This is a genomic window from Mucilaginibacter metallidurans, from assembly GCF_003286435.2.
In the GTDB taxonomy this organism is placed as follows: domain Bacteria; phylum Bacteroidota; class Bacteroidia; order Sphingobacteriales; family Sphingobacteriaceae; genus Mucilaginibacter; species Mucilaginibacter gossypii.
The window spans coordinates 3,753,141-3,775,883 of record NZ_CP043449.1; the positions used below are offsets into that span (position 1 = coordinate 3,753,141).

A 22,743-nucleotide genomic window follows, 5' to 3' on the forward strand; every position below is an offset into this window, starting at 1 on the left:
ATGAATTCAAAAAACGAAATAAATATTGATATTGTTAGAGGCAGGGAGCGTCTTTTGTGGGTGCTTTCTGCCGCTACCTTTGTTATATTCTTTCAGGCTTATATGATAGCCCCTCTGATACCTAAAATGGCGTCCTTGTTTAAGGTCCCGGAGCAAACAATCGGATATTTAATTCCAGCCTACCTTATACCTTATGCTATTACAACGTTATTTTATGGTTTGCTTTCTGATCGGATCAGCGCGAAAGTCATTATCAAGCTTTCACTACTGGCCTTTGTCGTATTAACTGCTTTAACAGCAACAGCCCACAATGCAGAACAATTAATTTGGTGGCGCCTGGCAACAGGGGTTGGAGCAAGTGGCGTAGTACCAATCGCACTTGCCCTGATGGGGCGTTTTTTCCCTTACGAGGAACGGGGAAGGCCTTTAGGCTGGCTGTTCGGGGCAATGGCCGGCGGAGCTGCCTTTGGATCAACGCTCGGCGTCATTGCAGAGCCTTTAATTGGCTGGAGATTTTTGTTTATCGGTGTGGCGGGATTGGGTTTTATTATTTTAATATTTCTTTATTTCATTCTTGACAAACTGGGATTAAAAGCTGCACCGGCAGGAACACTTACCTTAAGAAAAGTATTACAAGGATATATTCAATTACTTTCACTTGGGCGGGGTCTAAGGACTTACCTTTATGTATTTTTAAACGGCCTTTTTCATTCTGGTGTCTTTACATGGCTGGGCCTGTATTTTAAAGAGAGGTACGGTTTAGGTGAACTGGGCATCGGATTGGCATTGCTGGGTTACGGAATACCCGGATTTTTATTAGGGCCCTATATTGGTAAGATAGCTGACCGTAAAGGTAGAAGGTGGCTTTTGCCTATTGGCTTGGCGATTAGTGCGCTTGCGGTATTGGTGTTGGTTTTCCATGTACCTTTACTAATTGCCGCATTGGCTATAACAGTTCTTTCACTCGGATATGATCTTACGCAACCTCTACTTGCAGGAATTGTAACCGATGTTGGGAAGAACCAGCCGGGACAGGCAATGGGATTAAATGTGTTTATGCTTTTCATGGGTTTTGGAATAGGAAGCTTTCTTTTTGGACAGCTTCTTCCTATGGGAATAAATACTGCTTTGCTTATTTTCGTCCTCTTTCAAACTGCACTTTCTTTAATCGGAATAAAAATTTTTAAATCAGAGCAAAAAATTAATGGTAATTAAAACAGAATATAGAAATGAAAAAGTTAACACTGGAAAAAATAAAAGCGTCACATTACGTTTTAACATGGTTATTCTTACTGATAGGATTGGTAGCCAACTCGCAACAAGTAAAAAAAGCGTTAATACCTAAAAACAATGAAACAATATCCAAAGCTGGATTAAACACCGTACTGATTCCAGTGGAAGGCATGTCTTGCGGATCGTGCGCTTCACATGTTAAGAAATCAGTAAAATTTTTACAGGGAGTGAATAATGTCGAAGTAAGTCTTGAAAAAAGACAGGCAAAGGTGAGTTATTTCCCACAAAAGATTTCAGCAACAAAAATTCAGGAAGCGATTTCTGCCTCTGGTTATAAGGCGGGCAAACCGGTAGTACAAAAAGACAAGTAATGACACTCGAAGATTTTCTTCATCGATTTGGATCATATATTGACCATGGATCGATTCTGGCTGTACTGATCGCATTGTTAGCAGGTATTATCGCTACCGGTATATGTCCTTGCACTTTACCTGTTGGTTTAGGGATTGCTGGATTGTCTGGAAATAGCGGCAAGAATAATGAGGCCAAAAACAGTGGATTAGCAATTTCCGGTGTATTTTTTGCCGGAATTGTTGTTTGTTTGACGCTTTTAGGTGCTTTAGCGGGAAGACTGGGAATGGTGCTGTCAGAAAGCTTTGGGCAATTTTGGGCTTTGGCTATGGCAATTTTCTCTTTGATAGCCGCAGTAATTGCCTTTTATGGTCCACGTTTAAAAATAGGCCAATTGCAAAAAATGCGAAGTCCAGGTCTTGGGGGAACATTTATTTATGGGTTTATCTTTAGCTTAGGAACATCAGCTGCACCGTTATTGCTTTTAATATCGGTCGCGGCAGCGCAGGCCAGCCCTTTAAGAGGAATTATTCTTGCTATTGCCTTTGGAATAGGCCGTGGTTTGCCCTTTTTAATCGTAGGTGTTTTTGCCAGTGCTGTAACCCGCTTCGCACAATTAACCTGGTTAAAGCGCTCAATTCAGTTGCTAAGCGCCTGTGCGCTTTTGTTTGTGAGCTATTATTATATTCGAGTTTTTATAGATTTACGTTGAGTTATATTTTGAAAAATCCTAACGCCTCTAACTAATTAGATTATAACATATATACGATATCTGAAGCGTTAGTCGGATAAGAAAATATCATTTTTCTTAACTCGTCCTCTTTTGTTCATTTCCATAATTAAATACTCACATTTTCATTCCGGCCATGTTATCACTTCCATTTTTAAATATGGCTTCACTGTTTAATAGATAAGCCCCGTTAGTTACCACAATATCCCCTGCATTTAAGCCTGAAAGAACAGGCACATAGCTCTGATTACCATCCCCCGGTTTGACCATCCTGGCTGAAAAACTGCCATCCGAATTTTTGACCCATACCTGGCTGCCTTTTCCATCGGTTAAAATAGCGGAAACAGGCACCGCTAAAGTATGGTTATTACCACCTGGAATCGAAATATAAGCCAGCATACCGGGCCGGACCAGGCCTTGCGGGTTTGGAATGCTGATCCTGATCAAATTGACCTTCGAGGCATTGGACAGTTCCGGGTTGATAAACTCAACTTTACCATTAATGACCTGTCCCCCCAGATCAGGAAAGGAAACACTTACCCGGTCATTTTCTTTACAGCTGTTTGTTTCACTGGCGTACAGCTGCGCTTCTACCCATAAACTGTTTAAGGCTTGTGTTTTTAATACAGACATCCCTTCGGTAACATAATCTCCTTCATGTACCGCTATTTCACTAACGGTTCCACCAACTTTACTCAATATGGTTGTGGTTGCGGATACTTTGCCGGAAACCGCTATGTTCCTGATTTGTGCCGGCGACAAGCCCCAAAGTTGTAGCTTGTTTTCGGCAGCGCTAATGAGCTGTTGATAATCCACATCCGGATTATGCAGCACTTTTTGCTGCTGTTTGGCCAGCAAATATTCCTTTTCGGCTTCCTGCAGATCTTCGCTGTAGATGGAATAAACAGGCTGCCCCATGGCTATTTTCTCACCGGTTGTTTTGACAAATAATTGCTGTATCCTGCCTGCCAACCTTGCGCTCAGCTCTTCCGATTTATTATCGTCGGTGGTAACTGTTCCGGTCACTGTCTTTTCGCTACCTACATTTTCTTCCCTTACCGTGTCTGTTTGTATGCTTGCCAGCTGGATCTGTGTAGCTGTCAACCTGATCTTGTTTTCAGTCATATCCATACTATTTCCGGTCATTTCCACCTTGATCAGCTTCATACCGCAGATCGGGCAGTTTCCCGGATGATCTTCATGGATCTGCGGATGCATAGAGCAGGTATAATAAGCTTTATTCATTGTCTTAGCGGCAGTAGCAGTAGTTTTCGGTTTTTGGGTGCAGGCTGTAAAAAGTACAGCGATCAGTACAACAAAAGCAAAGAAACCGGTTGCACTTAATCTTAAAAAATATTTCTTATTCATGGCCTTGCGTTTTAATAAAGCTTTCGCTGTCTGTTAAATATTGGGCATTGGATGCCAGGCTATCTGTTACAGATAAACCTTTTGTAATTTGTATTTCGTTGTTATTAGTTAGGCCTGTATTTACCTGGTGAGCTACATATGACGCACCATTTTTTAACCATACGATTTGAGTACGTCCCAGATCAACCAGTGCTGATCGCGGTACCCACAAACCATTTTGGGTGCCGCTTTGTATAGTAGCTTGGATGACACTGTTCACTTTCAGCTCATGATCCATATTATCGATATAAACCCGGATGCTGGTGGTTTTATCACCTTCCTGCAAGGTCGGTTCTATAAAATTGACCTTCCCCCTAATGGTTTTATCCGGCAGGTCTGGCAACGTAATGGTGACTGCCTGATTCAATTTCAGCCCGGAAATAGCGGATCTATCAATTTTCAAAACAGCCCAAAGCTTATGAGGGTTGACCACATTAAACAAATTCTGCCCTTTTTCAACATACATACCCTCTTTGACAGACAGCGGCAGGTTACTTGCAAAATCGGAAGGCGCTTGTACTGGTGCCGCGACCGCCATTTGGCTATGCGGCATATCATGCACATGACCCTCGTAGGCGCTATAGACCGGCAGGCTATAAAACGCTTTCCCGGTTTTAACCACCTGGTTAACCTGTTCAGATGTCATGCCCAGTAATAGCAGTTTTTGTCTTGCGGCATTGATTAACCCGGTTTCCTGCGCGGAGTTTTTTGCCAGGTAGATCAAATCTTGCTGGGCAGTAACCATATCCGGGCTGTAGATATCAAAGATGCGTTGACCCCGATGGATTTCCTGGAAAGCATTTTTGATGTACAGCTTTTCAATCCGGCCCGAAAAACGGGACGCGATATTATTAAACGTACGCGTATTAAAGTCAAGATAACCCTGGGCTGAGATTATTGTCGGTATTTCCTTTTGTTCGGGCACAATGGCGTTAACGGTTGACAGCACCGAAGAATTAACCGGCTGCAAAACGGTATTTAAGCTGATGCCTGCACCCTCACTGGCCTGACCTGATTTTTTCACGAGCGCCATGCCGCAGATCGGACAGTTGCCGGGATGATCTTCCAGTATCTGCGGATGCATCGGGCAGGTATATTTGGCATCAGTTTTGACCTGCGCTTTGGCCGGTTCCTTTTTCTGATCTGAACAGGCAGCGAAAAACAACATCCCTGATAGCAGGCTGATCATTATGATTTTAATACTTTTCATTTGTTCTGGTTGTTTGGTGATAATGCCGTGATCTCGTTTTCCCGTTCATAAGCAACCTGTAAGGTTAAAAGCTCCTGTAAACGGTCCAAGGCATTCATTCTGGATGTTTGCAGATCTTTAATAACAATTAACACAGATGGCAAATCGCCGGTATTCTGATCATAGGCCAGTAATGCTGTTTTATAACCATTCTGCAAGGCCGGAATGATATTTTGTTGATAGTTGCCGATCTGCTTTTTCTTGCTGACCATATCTGTTCTTATACTGGCCAGTTGTCCCTGGGCCTGGTTCAGCACATCCATTTTCCGCTGCTGTAATTCTTCTACCTCGTAACGAATCCCTTTCAGGTTAGCCTTATATTCTTTAGATGCCCAGGGAACGATAGGGATCGTTACGGAAGCCATTAAGATATACTGGTTAGCGTAACCACCATAACTGAGCATGTGTGCAGCCTGGATACCAAAATCAGGCTTGCGTTTGCTGTATTCAACCTTGGCATTTAAAGCTTGTAATTCAATATTCCTGTTGATGCTTTTAATATCACTCCGGGCATTTGCCAGTGTAGCGGTGTCGGTTAGCGTACTCTCATAGTTATTTAATACAATAGCGGTGTCTACCGAAAAAGCCGCTTGTTTATCCCGGTTCATCAGCGTATTGAGCATGATATTCTTCTGGCTGATCTCGCTGTTCAATTGATCACGGGTATTGTCCAGTTCAAACAGGTCCGCTTTGGCTTTATAAATATTACTCAGTTTTTCCTTGCCATAGGTCAGCCGGATATTGGCGTCCTTGAGCATGTACTCCAGCAGGCTTTGCGTATTCCGCAATTGATCAAGCTTTTTCTCCAGTACCACACGCTCGTAATAATATTGCTTTGCCTGCGCGATCAGTTGATTTTTTAAATAGTCTTTTTCAGCTGTCGTCACTTTGGATTGTCCTTTCATATATTCCTCTTTGGCCTTTAGCTTCGCCGGATTGGTAAACATTTGTTCAGCCTGGATCATGAATGAGCCACCATTAGGACTAAACTGGTAGGGTACCTGGTATTGGCCCGCGCTGATTTTCGGCGCATCGAGGCTTTTTGCACCTGTGGCATAAGCATCCTGCGCGCTGGCTTTCGCATCAAAAGCCAGCAATGCCGGGTTGGCGGATACCTTTGCCACAACACTATCCAATGACAGGCGCTGTGCCTGCGCTTTTGCAGATAGGAATGCAAAACAGGCGACCAGCATAATTATAATATGATATTTCGTTTTCATGTTATTACTCCTTTACTTCTAATACTTCCAGCTTGCCATATTTTTTTAACTCGTACTCCTTTACCATCAAAAAGATGAGCGGGGTAACCAGTAAAATATGTGTGGAAGAAGTTAAAACCCCGCCGATCATCGGCAATACGATGGGCAGCATTACATCACTACCTGTCCCGGTTGCCCAAAGCACAGGTACCAAGCCAAACAGGGCTACACAAACCGTCATGAGTTTTGGCCGCAAGCGTTTCACCGCGCCATTCATCACATAAATTCTCAGGTCTTCTCTGGTGATAGTTTCTCGGGAATTACCTTTTAAGGCAATCAGTTGTTGCATGGCATCATTTAGGTAAATGACCATTACAATACCAGTTTCTACCGCGATCCCAAACAGGGCGATAAAGCCAACAGCTACGGCAACTGATAAATGCACGCCAAAGAAGTACACCATATAAGCGCCGCCAATCAAGGCAAATGGGATGGAGATCAGGCTGAAAAAAGCTTCGCGGATAGAATGAAAGGCAAAATACAAACAGGCAAAAATGATGAGCAGGACAATAGGTAATACCAACTTTAGGGTATGCTCAGCACGGATCAGGTTTTCATACTGCCCGCTCCATTCTATAAAATAGCCTTTGGGTAGCGATTTAACCATGGTGTTTAATCTTTCCTGGGCTTCCTTAACCGTACTGCCCAGATCCCGGTCGCGTACATTGAACAGAACTGTTCCTCTCAAGAGCGCATTTTCTGATTGCACCATTGCCGGACCGTCACTAATTTTTATATCGGCAACAGACGATAAAGGGACCGGGCCGTTGTTAGCGGTTTGCACGAGCGTCCTTTTGATTGCATCGAGGTTACTACGGTAATCCTGTGCCAGCCTGGCATTGACACTGAACCGTTGTCTACCCTCCACGGTGGTGGTCAGGTTCATGCCGCCCAGGGCGCTTTCCACCACTTCGTTCACATCATCTACACTCAGGCCGTATCTGCCTATGGCTTCTTTATTGACTTGTATATCCAGGTATTTGCCACCAGTGATCGGGTCAACATACAGATCCTTTACCCCGTTAATGCCTTGTAGGGCCTGTTTCATCTGGCTGGACAAAGCATAGATCGTATCCAGATTCTGTCCGTAAACTTTCAAACCTACATCGGTACGGATACCTGTGGAAAGCATATTGATACGGTTGATGATGGGTTGGGTCCAGCCGTTCACCACACCTGGTATCTGCAATTTAGCGTTCAGTTCATTGACGATATCTTCCTTTTTAATACCCTTGCGCCATTCGCTTTTAGGTTTTAAGAGGATGATGGTCTCTGTCATGCTGATCGGCGAATTATCGGTAGCGGTATTGGCGCGACCCGCTTTACCCAGAACATTTTTTACTTCGGGTACGCTTTTAATGATCTTATCCTGTACCTGTAAAAGCTGTTTGGCCTGTGAGTTGGATACATCAGGCTGGGTAACCGGCATAAACAAGATCGTTCCTTCATCCAATGGCGGCATAAATTCACTGCCTAAGCTTAATAACAAAGGTATGCTGATCAATAAAGCAACCAGGTTAATCCCGATAGTTGTTTTACGCCAGGTAACACACCAGTTAAGGATTGGCCGGTATAGTTTTTCCAGTGTATTGGTTAAAGGATTGCGGTCATCTGTTCTCAATTTCCCTTTCAGGAAAAAAGAGATCAGCACCGGGGCCAGTGTTACCGCCAAAATTGCATCTATAGCCAGTATAAATGTTTTTGTCCAGGCCAGCGGGCCAAACAATTTACCTTCCTGTCCTTCCAGCAAAAATACCGGGAGGAATGAAGCTACAATAATGAGCGTGGAAAAGAATACACCACGCCCCACCTGTTTGCAAGAGGTTTCTATGATTTTTATGCGTTCTGCTGTGGTCATGATTTTTCTTTTTGTTGTGCAAGGGATAGGTTCCGGTGCGAGTTTTCTACCATGACGATACCGTTATCCACGATCACCCCAATAGCCAATGCAATACCGGTTAGCGACATGATATTAGAACTGATGCCAAAGGCATTAAGCAGGATAAAACTGGCTGCGATGGTAATAGGGATCTGAATAATGATGCTTAAAGCGCTTTTTAAACTCAATAAGAACAGGATCACAATAATGGATACCGTGATCATCTCTTCGATCAGTGTATGTTTCACAGAACCTATGGCGCTTTCAATAAGCTCGCTCCGGTCATAGGCGATCTTGAATTTCACACCCGCAGGCAATCCCTTTTGAATATCGGTCATTTTATCTTTGACCGCATGGATCACCTTGTCGGCATTCTCACCATAACGCATCACCACAATACCGCCAACTGCTTCTCCGTTGCCGTTCTGGTCAAATATGCCCAAGCGTTCATCGCCACCCATCTGTACGGTAGCTAGATCTTTGATCTTTACGGGTATGGTATTGATCACCCCAACCGGGATGTTCTCCACATCGGATAATGTTTTGATATAGCCCAGTCCGCGCACAATGTAGCCTGTGCCGTTCATTTCAAATTTGCGGCCACCTACATCGTTGTTATTGCTTTGGATGGATTTGAGCACCTGCGATAAGGGGATATTATAGTAGTTAAGTTTATGTGGATCTATAGTAACTTGATATTGCTTTTCAAAGCCGCCGAAGGAGGCGACCTCACTAACACCGGGAACGGTTTGCAGACCCAGTTTTACATACCAGTCCTGCAAGGCGCGTTGTTCGCCCAGGTCCATGCCTTTGGCATCCAGCGTATACCATAGGATATGGCCAACACCGGTGCCGTCCGGGCCTAAGGTTGGGGTGATCCCCTGCGGTAATAAGCGCTGCGCGTAGTTCAGTCGTTCCAGTACCCGACTGCGCGCCCAATATACATCGGCCTTATCGTCAAAAACGATATAAACGAAGCTCATCCCGAACATGGATGTGGCACGAATGGCTTTCACTTTGGGGATACCCTGCAGGTTGCTGACCAGCGGGTAGGTTACCTGGTCCTCCATGATCTGCGGACTACGGCCCTGCCATTCGGTAAATACGATCACCTGGTTTTCCGAGAGATCTGGGATGGCATCAATAGGGTTTTCCCTGACGGAATAGGCTCCCCATACAAAAAGCACAATGGCGATCAGTAATACGATATACCTGTTTTTTAAAGACAGGGTAATAAGTTGATTGATCATCTTAAAGGTTTTGATAAGCCCGTCCATCCACCAGCTGGCAGACGGACGGGCTTAAATGAATTACATTTTCATTTTTTCAGCTTTCTTTTTAGCAGGTTCTTTTTTCACCAGTTCCATGCCGCATTTAGGGCATTTACCGGGCTTGTCACTTAAGACTTCCGGATGCATGGTACACGTGTACTGCACTTTGGCCGGTTTAACTTTTTTGGATTTAGTCGTGTCAGAAGCAGCGGTCGTAGGACTTGCAGCGAAAACGGTTGCGGCCGAGAATAAGATGGCAACAGCCATCAACATTACTTTTTTCATGGAAATAAAAATTAAAAATTGAATAAATGGCACCAGGTCATATTAAGCCCTGTGCGTTGATTATAAATTAAGATGATGGATTCTAATTCAAAGGATAGCCTCTTTACGGATCGTAAGGCTATAAAGAAAAGTACAGATCAGATTCTGTAGGTGCAATTAAGAATATAAACAGGTGCTTGAGGCCGGTCAGGCGGTGCATGGCTGTTAAAAGCGGTATAGTCAGGTTTGAAACTATAAACGCTGAAATCAAATATGGAACAGGCAGGAATAATGGCGTGAAACAAACCGGCATTTAAACTCAAAGCCTGCGAACCAACATGCTGATCCTTTACTTTAAATAATTGCGTTTTTGTTTTGCAGCAACCCGGCATTCCTGTTGCCATTTTGCAGGCAGTTTTTTGGGCACTGTCAAAAGAAACGCTGGTAGATTCCAGTTTACCGCAGCAATAAAAACTACTAACAGTAATACCTGATGCCGAAAGCAGGTAAATAACTGTTAATGATATAAGTGCGATACGTTTCACTGACCGAAGATAATAAATTATTGATACGTTTTTTGTGTGGAATAGTTTATAAAGCCGCCCCAATGAAGAGGCGGCTTTGTTATATTATTTACATTTAGTCGTACATTCTCCGGAAGCCTTACAGCTTTTGCTGCAATAATCCAGGCAGTTTGGCTTGTCACAGCCCTTTGCACATTTGGTACAATGGTTCATTTTGCTGTTACAGCAAGGAGTATTCGCATAAGTAATGGATATAACGGATAATAGCATCACCATAGTGATGAAAAGAAACTTTTTCATGATTTTGAATTTAAAGATTAATAATTAATTGAAATACTACAGTCAGGAATTGACTGTTCAATGGGATCAATTATTAAGCTTTCGGAGGGTTCCAATCATTATCATGGAAATCTGATATCTCGCCTGTAATAAAAGGGCGGACTATTTGATTATTTAAATCAATCGTAGCCGGTGAAAGAAGAACAGATGGATTCAGAATAAATCCGCAGGTACTACAAGACAACATGGTATTACAGGCACCTTTAGCACAATTGTTATCGGAGTTTTGCTTCTGTTGTTTGCAGCAATCCTTATGCGTACTTTCTTTGCAGCAAGATGCCTGCCCCTGATGAGGGCTCGCCATCCCCGAAACCGACGATAGCAACAGGATACATGATGCAAGGAAAACAGCGAGACATTTCATTATTCTGTTAAACTTATATTTTTTTAAAATATTGCGACAATTACTTTGCGCTTTAAATTATTACACTGCTAAGGTATGGATAGATCCTTTTGATAATTTTATATAATTCTGTTAAAAATTTACATCCTATTGTACTAAGCCTTTACTTTTAGCAAGCTTGCATTGATTGCAACAACAACTGTACTTACGGTCATTAAAACGGCCCCAGCTGCCGGACTTAATGCAATTCCCTGGTTATAAAGCACTCCGGCAGCCAGTGGCAAGGCAATGACATTATAGCCGGTTGCCCAGGCCAGGTTCTGGATCATTTTTCGATAAGTGGCTTTGCCAAATAAGATCAAACTGACAATATCTTTCGGATTGCTGTTGACCAGCACTATTCCGGCGGTCTCCGCCGCAATATCACTGCCAGAACCAACTGCAATGCCGATATCTGCCTGGGCCAGTGCAGGAGCATCATTCACCCCGTCGCCGGTCATAGCTACAAACTCGCCTTTGCTTTGCAGTTCTTTAATTTTCTCTAATTTTTGATGTGGTAGAACTTCAGCAATAAAACTGTCCATTCCTAACGTTTTACTTACGCTGGCAGCTACTTTGCTGTTATCGCCCGTAAGCAGGATGGATTTGATATTTTCCTGTTTTAAGGTTTTAACGGCTTCGGCTGATTCCGGCCGTACTTCATCAGATAAAGCAATATATCCCGCCAATTCCTTCCCGATAATTACAAATACGACTGTTTCCGTATCGTCAGCGGTAAAACCATCAGGAATAGTAAGCTTGTTTTCCTTTAAATAGCCCGGACTAACTACCATGATCTTTTGACCCCCTACCGTCGCTTCAACCCCCTGACCGGTTATGGCCTTAAAGTTCTCCGCCATGGGGATAGTGATCTTTAAGTCTTTTACCTTTTGCAGGATGCCGGTAGCAATCGGGTGTTCTGAGTTTTGTTCCAGTGAAGATGCCAGGCGAATGAGTTCCCTTTCATCCAGTTCTTTTTGAAGGGGTACTATTTTGGATACTTCAAACTTTCCTACGGTAAGCGTCCCTGTTTTATCAAATACAACGGTAGTTATTTTTCGTGCGTTCTCAAATGCTGTCCTGTTCTTAATCAGCAGGCCATGTTTTGCCGATAAAGCGGTTGATTTGGCTACGACAAGTGGTACCGCCAGTCCCAATGCATGAGGACAGCAGATCACAATGACGGTAACCATTCTTTCCATTGCAAAGGCTAAGGTTTGTCCGGTTAAATACCAGTATAAAAAGGTGGTAATACCGGTAACCAGTGCAATGATTGTTAACCATTTGGCTGCCGTGTCTGCCAGTAACTGGGTTTTGGACTTTGAATTTTGCGCGTCCTCAACCAGTTTTACTACCTGCGATAGGTAAGAGTCTTTTGCCGCATGGGACACGGTTACCTGAAAAGAGCCATTGCCGTTAATAGAACCGGCAATTACTTTGTCACCTTTCATTTTTTGTACCGGCCTGGATTCTCCCGTCAGCATACTTTCGTTCAGATAGCTTTTCCCTTCCAGTATGATACCATCTGCCGCAACTTTTTCACCGGGTTTGACCAGGATAATATCGTTCTCTTTCAGGGTATCCGTCGTAACATCATGCACCATATCCGGCATTACCATGTGTGCTTCGTCAGGCATTAGCTGAACCAATAGCTCCAGTTCCTTTGATGCCCCGGCAACAGATCTCATTTCTATCCAATGTCCTAAAAGCATGATCAGGATCAGGGTATCCAGTTCCCAAAAGAAGTCCATTCCTTTTAATCCAAATACGGTAGCTGCACTATAGGCATAAGCAACAGAAATGGCAAAGCCGATCAGGGTCATCATGCCAGGATTTTTAGCCTTCGTTTCGCTTAGCCAGCCAGTTAGAAAAGGCCAGCCGCCGTAAAAGAATACTACAGAGGCCAAAACAAAAAGCAGGTAGGCTGAACCCCTGAAACTGATGTCGAGATGAAGCCATTGCTGAATTTGCATAGACAACAACATGACCGGAATAGTCAAAAGCAACACCACATAAAACCGTTTTTTAAAATCAGCAATCATCATCGCATGATGGTCATGCCCCGCCATATCCATCGACTGGCCGGTACCGTGATGCATCTTGATGTGATTCATTTTGTCCATGTTCATTTGATGAGATTGATGTTCCATAAAAGCCGGATTAAATTTTATCAATGGGTTTCCGCTGCTGTTCCGATGATCTGTACTGACTGGGTGTTAGCCCGGTTATGCTTTTAAATTGGGTAGACAAATGGGCACTGCTGCTGTAACCCATCTGGTAAGCAATTTCGTTGAGGTTCAGTTCACCATAATCCAGCAATTCTTTTATTTTTTCCACTTTTTGCTCAATAATAAAACGCTCAATGGTCATATCCTGGGACATCGAGAACATGCGGCTCAGATAGGTGTAATCTTTTGCTAAGCGATTTGCGATCAGGTCAGAGTAGGATGTTTTCTGCTCCGACTGATCCGTGTGATGCACCAGTTCAATGACGATATTTTTGATTGCCTCTACGGTTTTGTCCGCTTCTTTATTGATCAGCTCAAAGCCCGGAACTTTTAAGGCCGCAGCGATCAGCTCTACTTGTTCCTCATTCGGATCGGGCGTTATTTCCACATGGCCCAAAGAGATCTGCTTAACCGTAAAGCCCAGGTTTTCCAGCTGCTGGCGAATGATCATCAGGCAGCGGTCGCAGACCATATTTTTAATGTGCAATATCATGATGACTAAGTTACGTTATACGCGATGATTCCCATCTTATACTTTTTCAGCTTTATAGCCCTTTTCCTTTAAGATACCAATGATTTTAGCTGCTGTCAAGCTGTCATCAGCCTTTACCGTCAGCGTTTTATTAGGATCGGTAGTATCCACCTCCCAATGCTGAATGTCTTTTAGTTCGTTTAATGCGGGTGTTACCGCAGCGATACAGCCACCACAATTAATATTGGTTTTGAATTTTAGAGTTTCCATGATTATTGAATTAAATTATTTTATTACAGATCAAGTTTTGAAAATTTGAGCCTTAAACTGTTGCTTACTACAGATACAGAGCTTAAAGCCATTGCTGCTCCGGCAATCATCGGATTAAGCAAAAAACCGTTAATCGGGTAAAGGATACCGGCTGCAACAGGGATACCGATCAGGTTATAAATAAATGCCCAGAACAGGTTTTGACGAATAGTCCGGACGGTTACCTTTGATAACCGCAATGCTTTGGGTACCTGCTGCAAATCAGAAGATACCAGTGTCATCTTGGCAACATCCATCGCTATATCGGAACCCTTGCCCATCGCGATACTCACATCTGCCTGGGCCAACGCCTGGCTGTCATTAATACCATCACCTATCATGGCTACAATTTTACCGTTTGCCTGTAACGACTTTACAAAATCGGCCTTATCAGATGGCAGTGTGTCCGCCCGGAAATGATCAATGCCCGCTTGCGCGGCAATGGCTGCTGCGGTTTGCGCGTTATCTCCGGTAAGCATATATATTTCAATGCCTTGTTTCTTTAGCTGCCGAACTGCTTCAGCCGAACCTGCTTTGATTTCATCGGTGATTGCTGCTATTGCCAGTACCTGCTTCTCATCTGCAAAATAGATTACCGTTTTCGCCTGGTTTAAAAAAGAAGTGATGATGTCTTTCAACTCCACTGGAATGGTGATTTTTTTTTCATCCACCAGTTTATGACTACCGGCTAAATAAACCTCATCCCCAAACATTGCTTCAACCCCTCTGCCTGTAAGGCTATTAAAGGAAGAAACATTGGCCGGCTTTACATTAGCTGATTTTAAGTAAGCCACAATGGCTTCTGCCAATGGATGTTCGGATTGTTGTTCCATTGCTGAGAAGATGCGTTGCAGCTTATCTTGATTGTCTTGAGCATTAACTGCCCATATAAGGTCGGAAACGACTGGTTTCCCTTCGGTTATAGTTCCGGTTTTATCTAAGACAACAGCGTTTACCCGGTGCCCCAGTTCCAATGCTTCCGCATCTTTAATGAGGATGCCATTTTCCGCACCCCGGCCTATGCCTACCATAATGGCTGTAGGCGTGGCCAGCCCTAAAGCACAAGGACATGCGATGACCAATACGGTGACCATGGCCAATAACCCTTGGGTAAAAGCGTGCTGCCCGCCAAATATCATCCAGGCACCAAGGCTTAACAAAGCGATGAATATAACTATAGGTACGAAGATTCCTGCGATTTTATCCACCAGTTTCTGTACCGGTGCTTTTGAACCCTGTGCATCCTGTACCAGTTGGATAATCTGTGCCAGTAAGGTACTTCCACCAACCTTTTCAGCCTTAAAACGAAAGCTTCCTTTTTGGTTTAATGTGCCCGCGAAAACTTTTGTTCCATGTTTTTTCTCGACCGCGATGGGTTCCCCGTTGATCATACTTTCGTCCACATAGGAATGACCATCATATACCTCACCATCTACCGGGATTTTTTCTCCCGGACGAACCAGCAATTTGTCGCCGGTCTGCACATCCGCTATCGCCGTTTCTATTTCCCCGTGAAGGGTGATCAGCATTACTGTTTTAGGTTGCAGGCCGATCAGTTTTTTGATGGCAGAAGAAGTGTTTGATTTTGCGCGTTCTTCAAGCAATTTGCCCAACAGAATAAAAACCACAATCACGGAAGCCGCTTCATAATATACATGCGGCTGTAATCCCTGCCTTAACCAGAAACCCGGATCAAAGGTATTGAAAGCGCTAAACAGGTAGGCGATGCCGGTACTCAATGCTACCAGGGTATCCATATTAGCTTTGCCCTGCCTGACCTGCTTAAAAGCACCCATAAAAAAACTTTTCCCTGCAATGAATAATACAGGCGCGGTGAATACCAGCATGATATAGTTAGCGTAGGGTATATCCATAAAAACCATACCGATCAAAACTACCGGGATAGTCAAAGCCGTAGCCCAGATAATGTTCCTCTTTAGTTCTTTATAATGATTTTGCTGCGCTTCTTCCTGTTTTGCTTTTCCATTGTCAGTATCGATGATCAGGTCATAGCCGATGGATTGTACTGCTTGTTGCAGGATAACCGGCCCAACTATCTCAGGATGAAAAACAACTTTAACCAGCTGGGAGGCATAGTTTATTTCTGCCTTATCCACGCCATTTTGTGCGCCGAGGATAGATTCAACACTCACTGCACAAGAGGCACAGCTCATACCGGTTACGGGAAAGGTAAGTGTTTGTATGTTGGGTTGCATGATCGTTCTTTTTAATAGTACAAATTTACCCGCGCAGACAACCTTGGGCTTTACAGGATTCCGTTAATTTTTTACAGGATTTTGATATGTGGGTAATGAGTTGATCCTGAACAAATAAGACATAGTCAGCAAACTATTTAAGTGGAATGAACGTTATATTCATGTTATGAAAGCCATAGCTATTTTCCTGGCAGCCGGCATGTTATTTCTTTCCTCTTTCTCGGGGATCTACCAACCTATGCGGGGAAACTGTTGTTCCGGAATGATGCATCAGGGGGGCTGCGGACATGGTACAAAAGATTGCTGCAATAAAGGAATATGTGGTATGATGTTATCCTGCGGTAGTTGCGGGTTTCTGATCGCTCACCCAATTCCTGCTCTGCCCAAGATCAGTTATATCAAACCAATACCGATAGCTTCCTACATGATGGGCAATTCCTTGTATTATTCCGATTCCGGCTGGCATCCCCCGCAAGTTTAATAATTGATCTGCATCTGCCTGCCAATTCGTTGGCCGTATTATTTACCGATTATTAAAACTTAGAAATCATGAAACGTTTTATTTTCATCATTATAATGATGTTATTTTCCATTAGCTCTTTTACGTTTACTACCGCCAATACCCCATGTTGTAACAGCAAAATGCACCATTGTACCAGGTGTGCAAAAGGTTGCGGGCAGAACTGCATGGATTATTGCAGCAAAAGCTGTAAGGATTCAGGGGAATGCAAAAAAGTGTGTAACAAATAAAATGAGTTCTATTGAAGCCGGGCAATGTCCGGCTTTTTCGTATTTCAGGGACGATCTTCCTGCGTGTCGTCTGCATATTTCCGCGTTTCCATCAGGACTAATGCGGCCACTAAAATGACCGTCGCAACAAAAAACAAAGCAATGCCGATATAGACCTGCGGTTCCCTAATCACCCAAAGTGATAAAATGAATAGGCCTAGGCAAATGATATTACTGACTAAGGTTAAATAGCCTACCAGGGATTTAGCGCAATATTGCACCACTGCCAGGTTTAAGAAGCCGCTAAAGACCAGCATAAAGCCCGAACCGATAAACCAAAGCATACTTATGTTAAAAGTGATAACCGGAAATACAAAGCTGATATGGATCAACCCAAAGAGGATGATAATGGTTGCTAAAACCCTTCTGCTCCTTCTTAAAGTTGTAAGTGTCATGAGCAACAGGATGTTCCCTGCTGAATAGGCGGGCATTTAATCGAGCCGTAACTGCAAAAGACGCAGCAATCTCCCGCCAACGGCTTCAATCGGGTTTTGCAGCTTTCGCATTCATAAAAGTATTGACAGGCATCTATCGGCATTTCTTCTTCTTTTTGGAAGCCGCAATTCGGACAGGTAATTACAGAGGTTAATATTACTGTTTCGCTCATCTTATATGGTTTTTTCTTTATGGCAACAATCTTCAGTTTTTTTACATTCCTTTTCGCAATTTTGCTGGTAAAGCAGCATTGCTTTTTGCGCCCTTGCTTTGCCAATGTATTTTTCAGCAATGCTATACATTGCGGCTTTAAACTTAGTTTGGCTGTCTTCGTTTAATTGCTGGTTAGTCCTGATCTTCACCAACTCTTTATTAAAATAGGCCTGTGCATCTGTTTTTATTTTCGCGGCCTCATCCTGCGTGATCAGCTTATTTTCAAGCGCAAACTTTACTGCTGAATTAGCAATTGTGGTTGCTTCTTCCCGGCTAAGCATATCTACCTCCGCGCTATGATACCATAAACCGGCTTTACGGAATGTTTTCCGGTAGGGTGCGGCATCAGCTTCGTTTAAAGCGGTAAAGCTTACACTGTTTTCTTGGAAAATAGGTTTGGCTACAGCCAGGGTTTCCGGTTTGTCTTTCCAGACTACAGCTACCATTGTACCGGCGCGGTTTAACCAGGCTTCCTTGATAGCCGGGCTCTTTTCCATAGCCAGCAAAACAGGTTTGGCACGGCTTCCGCAACCAATGGTCGGCGCAGCATTGCAAACCAACGGCGTTTTGTAAAAGGTAATCGCAGGGTCAGTTGGTTTAGCCATACCATTAAAGGCAGCGCCTGTTAATAATAGCACTACAAGGAGTCTTTTCATAAAACTTAGTTTTTTAGTGATTGGTGAATTACTTTATAGCCGGTGGCATTGACAGCCGTTATAATCGCGTTAACGGCAATTTTACTGGTATCAAATTTAATAACACTGGTTCCCAAAGCGGATGAGGTTTGATATTGCAACACGCCGTTGAGTTTGGCTAACTCGCCGTTGACATGATGTTCGCAAGCTTCGCAATCCATCCCGGTGATCTGGAGCTTTACCTCGCTTATGGGGGTTGCGGCAGGAACTATGGATATTTTATTTTCATCTTTTCCAAAAAGACGGGGGTACATCGGAAAGGTCATCAGCACAACGGAGACTACCGTAACGATAGCCAGGAAGGTTTTGCTTTTCGGAAAGGATTGTTTTTCTGTTTCACAACAATCCGCTTTTGCAGGTTTCAATTGCCGATACCAGGCAAATAGTAATACAGCAATGCTAATAGCGATCAGGTAAGGACGAAAAGGGTTGAGCCATGACAAAGATGAAGCAAACCCGGAGCCACCTGAGATCAATGCAAGGACGGGTGTGATACAACATAAAGAAGCACTAAAAGCCGTTAACAGGCTGGTCACTTCTAATTTACCCATTGATGTTGACCGCTTCATACTGTTTCCGGTTTGTTGTTGAGTTCATTGATATGCCTGAAAAATGATTGCAGCATTTTCAGGTTTTCCGGCTTTAAAGAATAATAAATGGTTTGCCCGGCTTTCCTGAACTGAACGATATTACTGTCCTTCAGTTTACGCAAATGCTGCGATACGGCAGGTATGCTCATATCCAGTATATCTGAAAGATCACAAGGACATAATTCGCCTTCTTCTTCCAATAAGTACAATATTTTTAACCTTACCTCATTCCCGGCCAAAGCCAAAATCTGGGCCAGTTCTGAAAACCATTGGCTGTTTTTCTGAAGTATGTCCTTACAATTATTGATCTGCCCAACATCGGCAAATATCCGTTTACAGGTATTCATATTTAATTCTCCCAAGACAAATGTAAGTATTTAAGCAATTACTTAAATATAAATCACCTTTTTTTATTATTGGGTAGCCGCCGTCCCGCTAAAAGCGATTATAGGTGTGACATTAAATGATGTAAATGTGAGACACTATAAGATGTAAATGACACTTCTATCCAATCCTGGGATGAGGTTGATTATTTCTTTATTCTTTTTAATTAGGAAAATGATTAGCCAGGATTCCCATATACCTTATTGAAAATCAACTAATTGAAAATTATTTGAGGGTCCGACCCTTTAAGGAACCCGGTAAAAATCTGCACTCTCCGAACCTTTGTACCGTCGATCAGGCAAGAACAAGTTCTCCTGATTCTACGGTCTTTGACATTGGGGAACGAAGCATTATCCACCTAAGAAATGGAAATTTTGCGAAGCTGAGATAGTATCAACAAAGCGAACGCGCATTGGCAGCCGGGAGGCCGTATTGTAGAATACGACGTGAGTAGTTCCGAACTATATATAAACACCTAAAGGGGCCATGTGCCCCTTTTTTTATGCCCGAAATTATGGAAAATCAACAACTGAAAGCCAAAGAGATCAAAGAAAATTATTCCCTTGTTGACCTGTTAACGCACCTGGGCTATGAGCCGGTCAAGCGCGTTCGCAATGAACAGCTTTATTTGAGTATGCTGCGCGATTCGGACACGACGCCCTCCTTTTCGGTCAATGATAAGCAGGGTACCTGGTTCGATTTCGGCGAAGGCAAAGGCGGCAACATTATAGATTTTGGTTTGCAATATTGGAAAGGCTTGCCTTTTCCCGAAATATTGGAAAAGATCGTATTGACCTGCGGCGGTTTAGTTCCAGTCTTAGCTCCACAGGTTTATAAAAGACAGCCGTCGGCTGAAAAAGAACCAAATTATGAAATACTGGATATTAAAGACCTCGGCAGCAATGCCGCCATCCTGAATTACCTAGAAAGCCGGGGTGTCGGTCAGGTGGCGGAAGGCAGGCTCAAAGAAATTTATTATTACGTTGAGGATGAAGATAAAAAGCGGAATAAGTTCTTTGCAGCAGGCTGGCAAAACGAACAGGGAGCCTGGGAAATCCGCAACCTGAATTTCAAAGGCTGCCTCGGCCATAAGGCGATCAGCTTTATTCCGAATTCGGAAAAGAAGCTGGCGGTGTTCGAAGGTTTTTTTAATTACCTGAGCTGGCTCACGGAGAACCCGTTCGCACCCGACAGCGTGCTCGTGCTGAATTCCCTCTCTTTGCTTCAGGCAGGAATACTCAAAGCCCAGGACTTCCGGGATATTTCACTTTTTTTGGACAATGACCCATCGGGGCGGCAGGCCACCCTTGATTTTACGTCTGCATTACCCTGGGCCAAAGACCGCGCCGGTATATATACAGGCTACAATGATTACAACGATCTGATCGTCGCTGGGCGAACTAACTACCAGCTAAACCGATGAAAAACGAACAAGTTCCCTTTTGGTTTTTCCCCTTGCAAGATGTGTTCGTGTCCGACAAAAACTCGTTCCTCGTAATTTGTCAGCCACTCACTGTCTTGCCCTAAACTTCCGCCCTGCGGAACATTAGGGAGTATCGGAAACTCGCAACTCGTTTCCTCTTATGGCAAAAACACAGCGTCCAAAAGGCCGGCCCTTAAAAGAAATAGGTAAGCGGATCAAAAAAATTGATGCAAGGTTTACACAGGATGAATATGATATCATCCTGGAGTTGGAAAAGACGCTGGGTGTTCGTAAAACGGATCTGGTGCGTACCCGCCTTTTGCAGGATGCCCGGCTTACTATTGTAAATGCTAAAGAGCTGATCGGTTTTTTAGATAAGATCGGCGCGGAAATGGGCACGTGCGGAAACAATATCAACCAATTGGCTCGATATGCGAACATCCTGAAAAAGAAAGGTGTCCTTTCACCAATAGTCAGCGAAAGATTTAACATCCTGTTTGAGCAATACATTCAGTATCAAAAACAGCTTGAAATTTCATTGCGAAAAATCATCCGAATAGGTGGCAGCTAAAATGTTCGCTGAGAACTTGTTTTGTACGAATCAGTTCACATTGAATTTGTTCGCACCGAATTTGTTCGTACTGAACTTGTTTATTCAGCACTTGCTCTCCCCGAATTTGTTCGCACCGAATTTGTTCGTACTGAACTTGTTGATTCAGCACTTGCTCTCCCCGAATTTGTTCGCTCCGAACAGCCATGATCGTCAAAATCCTTTATACCAGTGGCCCCAACGGGCATTTCCCGGCAATAAGTTATAATACCGGGAAGATGGATAAAAATAAAGGCGAACTGATGCGAGTGGCAAATTTCGGCCCTTTACAGAGATTGGGATTGTTGCGACCATCTGATTACAGGCAATATTTGAGAATGGTATCAGCAACCAATAAAGCAGTAACAAAACCCCAATTTCACGTAGCCATTTCCGCTGAAGGCAAATCTTATAACAAACAGGAAATAACGGATTTCGCTACCCAATGGCTGGAGCGAATGGGTTATGGAAAGCAGCCTTACCTCATTATTTTTCATAGTGATACGCTAAATAACCATGTACATATTGTTAGTACGCGGGTCGATAAACAAGGCAAAAAGATTCGTGACAGCTTTGAACAGATTCGTGGCCAGGAACAAATGAATATCATATTGGGAATAAATGAAAAACACAATACCCAGCGGGATATTTCAAAAGCCCTTGAATATCAATTTGCGACAAAGGCGCAATTCATGATGCTCTTAGAATGTAGAGGGTATGTACTGAAGGAAGCGGGCCAAGTCATGCAGGTTATTAAATTCGGTAAGCAGCAGGGCGAAGTTTCCATAGCTGCAATTGAGGAGCGCCAAAAAGAATATGCTCCTAATGAAAAGAGAAGAGTTCAGTTGAAGGCGCTGTTTCATAAATATGCAGTATTACATGATACCGGCCTTACTAAAAATCGGACGGTTTATACCTCGGCTTTTTCGGTTGTGCTCAAAGAGAAATTTGGCATTGAGCTATTATATCATGCTTCAGTCGATAAGGCGCCTTATGGCTATACGGTTATCGATCATGATAAAAAACAGGTATTCAAAGGCGGTGAAATTGTTCCACTGAAAGAATTGCTGGCGATTAAGGCTGTCAGTAATAAAAAACCATCAGACACTAGTATCGAATCAAACAAGGCATTCAAATTTCTTACTACTGAAAAGAAGGAATTTTACTCGTCAATTCTGAAAGCGGTCTTGCACAATTACCCTGATATGATGCAGGGTTTGCAACACCAGGGATTGATGATTTACCGGAAGGGCGAAAGCTTTTATCTCCATGACCCCGGCGCCGGGTTGTATGCTGGTCTGGATAAGCTGCTAAACGAAAGTGACTACAATTTAGTGGTAGAAAATTTCAGCCAGGCACAGGAAACCAGCGAGGAACTTTACCGCCAGCACCACCACTTTAGCGGAATTAACCTGGCGTCAGATGTCGATGACGAGGCCATCTTAGGCATGAAGCGCCGGCGAAAGCAAAAAGCAAGAACCAATCTCCGTTGACTTAGCGACGCGAAAAATT

At 43.5% G+C, this 22,743-nt stretch carries 22 protein-coding genes; 6 read left to right on the forward strand and 16 right to left on the reverse strand.

Annotation, left to right across the window (positions count from 1 at the left end; genetic code table 11):
* From DIU38_RS16035 to DIU38_RS16045, 3 genes are read left to right on the forward strand one after another with little or no spacing between them, the layout of a single operon-like run.
* On the forward strand, positions 1-1,215 hold the full coding sequence (locus DIU38_RS16035) for an MFS transporter (protein WP_112654640.1): 1,215 nt from the start codon (positions 1-3) through the stop codon (positions 1,213-1,215).
* Between the two features lie 14 nt (positions 1,216-1,229).
* Positions 1,230-1,604 (forward strand): heavy-metal-associated domain-containing protein, encoded by a 375-nt coding sequence (locus DIU38_RS33560; RefSeq protein WP_208057791.1) that lies wholly within the window; start codon positions 1,230-1,232, stop codon positions 1,602-1,604.
* Positions 1,604-2,296, forward strand: coding sequence for a cytochrome c biogenesis CcdA family protein (locus DIU38_RS16045; protein WP_112654639.1), 693 nt, complete (start codon positions 1,604-1,606; stop codon positions 2,294-2,296). Before DIU38_RS33560 ends, DIU38_RS16045 begins: the two co-directional genes overlap by 1 nt.
* Positions 2,297-2,431: 135 nt before the next feature.
* On the opposite strand, the gene DIU38_RS16050 is transcribed toward DIU38_RS16045, so the two are convergent.
* From DIU38_RS16050 to DIU38_RS16125, 16 genes are all read right to left on the reverse strand, one after another.
* The gene (locus tag DIU38_RS16050; RefSeq protein ID WP_112654638.1) at positions 2,432-3,682 is read right to left on the reverse strand and encodes an efflux RND transporter periplasmic adaptor subunit; all 1,251 of its coding nucleotides are present in this window, start codon (positions 3,680-3,682) and stop codon (positions 2,432-2,434) included.
* Complete coding sequence (locus DIU38_RS16055) at positions 3,675-4,931, reverse strand: HlyD family efflux transporter periplasmic adaptor subunit (protein WP_112654637.1); 1,257 nt, start codon at positions 4,929-4,931, stop codon at positions 3,675-3,677. The genes DIU38_RS16050 and DIU38_RS16055 overlap by 8 nt, the downstream gene beginning before the upstream one ends.
* Complete coding sequence (locus DIU38_RS16060; protein ID WP_112654636.1) at positions 4,928-6,190, reverse strand: TolC family protein; 1,263 nt, start codon at positions 6,188-6,190, stop codon at positions 4,928-4,930. The genes DIU38_RS16055 and DIU38_RS16060 overlap by 4 nt, the downstream gene beginning before the upstream one ends.
* Positions 6,191-6,194: 4 nt before the next feature.
* A complete protein-coding gene (locus DIU38_RS16065; protein WP_112654635.1) occupies positions 6,195-8,087 on the reverse strand; it encodes an efflux RND transporter permease subunit in 1,893 nt (630 codons plus the stop codon).
* Positions 8,084-9,358, reverse strand: a complete 1,275-nt coding sequence (locus DIU38_RS16070) for an efflux RND transporter permease subunit (protein WP_112654679.1) — start codon at positions 9,356-9,358, stop codon at positions 8,084-8,086. The genes DIU38_RS16065 and DIU38_RS16070 overlap by 4 nt, the downstream gene beginning before the upstream one ends.
* Before the next feature lie 60 nt (positions 9,359-9,418).
* The gene (locus DIU38_RS16075; protein ID WP_112654634.1) at positions 9,419-9,664 is read right to left on the reverse strand and encodes a heavy metal-binding domain-containing protein; all 246 of its coding nucleotides are present in this window, start codon (positions 9,662-9,664) and stop codon (positions 9,419-9,421) included.
* A gap of 137 nt (positions 9,665-9,801) precedes the next feature.
* Positions 9,802-10,188 (reverse strand): HYC_CC_PP family protein, encoded by a 387-nt coding sequence (locus DIU38_RS16080; RefSeq protein WP_112654633.1) that lies wholly within the window; start codon positions 10,186-10,188, stop codon positions 9,802-9,804.
* 816 nt (positions 10,189-11,004) lie between these two features.
* The gene (locus DIU38_RS16085) at positions 11,005-13,038 is read right to left on the reverse strand and encodes a heavy metal translocating P-type ATPase (protein WP_112654632.1); all 2,034 of its coding nucleotides are present in this window, start codon (positions 13,036-13,038) and stop codon (positions 11,005-11,007) included.
* Between the two features lie 10 nt (positions 13,039-13,048).
* Complete coding sequence (locus DIU38_RS16090; RefSeq protein WP_112654631.1) at positions 13,049-13,609, reverse strand: helix-turn-helix domain-containing protein; 561 nt, start codon at positions 13,607-13,609, stop codon at positions 13,049-13,051.
* A 36-nt stretch (positions 13,610-13,645) separates the two neighbouring features.
* Complete coding sequence (locus DIU38_RS16095; RefSeq protein ID WP_112654630.1) at positions 13,646-13,858, reverse strand: heavy-metal-associated domain-containing protein; 213 nt, start codon at positions 13,856-13,858, stop codon at positions 13,646-13,648.
* Between the two features lie 23 nt (positions 13,859-13,881).
* A complete protein-coding gene (locus tag DIU38_RS16100) occupies positions 13,882-16,113 on the reverse strand; it encodes a heavy metal translocating P-type ATPase (protein WP_112654629.1) in 2,232 nt (743 codons plus the stop codon).
* A 794-nt stretch (positions 16,114-16,907) separates the two neighbouring features.
* Positions 16,908-17,333 (reverse strand): hypothetical protein, encoded by a 426-nt coding sequence (locus DIU38_RS16105; protein WP_167516046.1) that lies wholly within the window; start codon positions 17,331-17,333, stop codon positions 16,908-16,910.
* Complete coding sequence (locus DIU38_RS34700; protein ID WP_112654627.1) at positions 17,294-17,509, reverse strand: GDCCVxC domain-containing (seleno)protein; 216 nt, start codon at positions 17,507-17,509, stop codon at positions 17,294-17,296. Before DIU38_RS34700 ends, DIU38_RS16105 begins: the two co-directional genes overlap by 40 nt.
* 1 nt (position 17,510) lies before the next feature.
* On the reverse strand, positions 17,511-18,206 hold the full coding sequence (locus DIU38_RS16115; protein ID WP_112654626.1) for a hypothetical protein: 696 nt from the start codon (positions 18,204-18,206) through the stop codon (positions 17,511-17,513).
* A 5-nt stretch (positions 18,207-18,211) separates the two neighbouring features.
* On the reverse strand, positions 18,212-18,814 hold the full coding sequence (gene merTP, locus DIU38_RS16120; RefSeq protein ID WP_243770734.1) for a mercuric transport protein MerTP: 603 nt from the start codon (positions 18,812-18,814) through the stop codon (positions 18,212-18,214).
* Complete coding sequence (locus DIU38_RS16125; protein WP_112654625.1) at positions 18,811-19,182, reverse strand: ArsR/SmtB family transcription factor; 372 nt, start codon at positions 19,180-19,182, stop codon at positions 18,811-18,813. Before DIU38_RS16125 ends, merTP begins: the two co-directional genes overlap by 4 nt.
* A 551-nt stretch (positions 19,183-19,733) precedes the next feature.
* Here DIU38_RS16125 and DIU38_RS16130 point away from each other — a divergent pair.
* The 3 genes from DIU38_RS16130 (at position 19,734) to DIU38_RS16140 (ending at position 22,724) form a co-directional block, all read left to right on the forward strand.
* The gene (locus DIU38_RS16130) at positions 19,734-20,642 is read left to right on the forward strand and encodes a toprim domain-containing protein (protein WP_167516199.1); all 909 of its coding nucleotides are present in this window, start codon (positions 19,734-19,736) and stop codon (positions 20,640-20,642) included.
* A gap of 160 nt (positions 20,643-20,802) precedes the next feature.
* Complete coding sequence (locus tag DIU38_RS16135) at positions 20,803-21,213, forward strand: plasmid mobilization protein (RefSeq protein WP_112654623.1); 411 nt, start codon at positions 20,803-20,805, stop codon at positions 21,211-21,213.
* 185 nt (positions 21,214-21,398) lie between these two features.
* A complete protein-coding gene (locus DIU38_RS16140; RefSeq protein WP_112654621.1) occupies positions 21,399-22,724 on the forward strand; it encodes a relaxase/mobilization nuclease domain-containing protein in 1,326 nt (441 codons plus the stop codon).
* The last annotated feature ends 19 nt before the right edge of the window (positions 22,725-22,743 follow it).

What these genes read in the sequence shown, in the direction of transcription:
- DIU38_RS16065 (WP_112654635.1), bottom strand. Translation starts at nt 8,087, where the DNA reads ATGACCACAGCAGAACGCATAAAAATCATAGAAACCTCTTGCAAACAG.
- DIU38_RS16085 (WP_112654632.1), bottom strand. Translation starts at nt 13,038, where the DNA reads ATGGAACATCAATCTCATCAAATGAACATGGACAAAATGAATCACATC.
- merTP (WP_243770734.1), bottom strand. Translation starts at nt 18,814, where the DNA reads ATGAAGCGGTCAACATCAATGGGTAAATTAGAAGTGACCAGCCTGTTA.
- DIU38_RS33560 (WP_208057791.1), top strand. Translation starts at nt 1,230, where the DNA reads ATGAAAAAGTTAACACTGGAAAAAATAAAAGCGTCACATTACGTTTTA.
- DIU38_RS16045 (WP_112654639.1), top strand. Translation starts at nt 1,604, where the DNA reads ATGACACTCGAAGATTTTCTTCATCGATTTGGATCATATATTGACCAT.
- DIU38_RS16135 (WP_112654623.1), top strand. Translation starts at nt 20,803, where the DNA reads ATGGCAAAAACACAGCGTCCAAAAGGCCGGCCCTTAAAAGAAATAGGT.
- DIU38_RS16070 (WP_112654679.1), bottom strand. Translation starts at nt 9,358, where the DNA reads ATGATCAATCAACTTATTACCCTGTCTTTAAAAAACAGGTATATCGTA.
- DIU38_RS16055 (WP_112654637.1), bottom strand. Translation starts at nt 4,931, where the DNA reads ATGAAAAGTATTAAAATCATAATGATCAGCCTGCTATCAGGGATGTTG.
- DIU38_RS16050 (WP_112654638.1), bottom strand. Translation starts at nt 3,682, where the DNA reads ATGAATAAGAAATATTTTTTAAGATTAAGTGCAACCGGTTTCTTTGCT.
- DIU38_RS16105 (WP_167516046.1), bottom strand. Translation starts at nt 17,333, where the DNA reads ATGCCCGCCTATTCAGCAGGGAACATCCTGTTGCTCATGACACTTACA.
- DIU38_RS16100 (WP_112654629.1), bottom strand. Translation starts at nt 16,113, where the DNA reads ATGCAACCCAACATACAAACACTTACCTTTCCCGTAACCGGTATGAGC.
- DIU38_RS16090 (WP_112654631.1), bottom strand. Translation starts at nt 13,609, where the DNA reads ATGATATTGCACATTAAAAATATGGTCTGCGACCGCTGCCTGATGATC.
- DIU38_RS16140 (WP_112654621.1), top strand. Translation starts at nt 21,399, where the DNA reads ATGATCGTCAAAATCCTTTATACCAGTGGCCCCAACGGGCATTTCCCG.
- DIU38_RS16130 (WP_167516199.1), top strand. Translation starts at nt 19,734, where the DNA reads ATGGAAAATCAACAACTGAAAGCCAAAGAGATCAAAGAAAATTATTCC.
- DIU38_RS16125 (WP_112654625.1), bottom strand. Translation starts at nt 19,182, where the DNA reads ATGAATACCTGTAAACGGATATTTGCCGATGTTGGGCAGATCAATAAT.
- DIU38_RS16115 (WP_112654626.1), bottom strand. Translation starts at nt 18,206, where the DNA reads ATGAAAAGACTCCTTGTAGTGCTATTATTAACAGGCGCTGCCTTTAAT.
- DIU38_RS16060 (WP_112654636.1), bottom strand. Translation starts at nt 6,190, where the DNA reads ATGAAAACGAAATATCATATTATAATTATGCTGGTCGCCTGTTTTGCA.
- DIU38_RS34700 (WP_112654627.1), bottom strand. Translation starts at nt 17,509, where the DNA reads ATGAGCGAAACAGTAATATTAACCTCTGTAATTACCTGTCCGAATTGC.
- DIU38_RS16035 (WP_112654640.1), top strand. Translation starts at nt 1, where the DNA reads ATGAATTCAAAAAACGAAATAAATATTGATATTGTTAGAGGCAGGGAG.
- DIU38_RS16075 (WP_112654634.1), bottom strand. Translation starts at nt 9,664, where the DNA reads ATGAAAAAAGTAATGTTGATGGCTGTTGCCATCTTATTCTCGGCCGCA.
- DIU38_RS16095 (WP_112654630.1), bottom strand. Translation starts at nt 13,858, where the DNA reads ATGGAAACTCTAAAATTCAAAACCAATATTAATTGTGGTGGCTGTATC.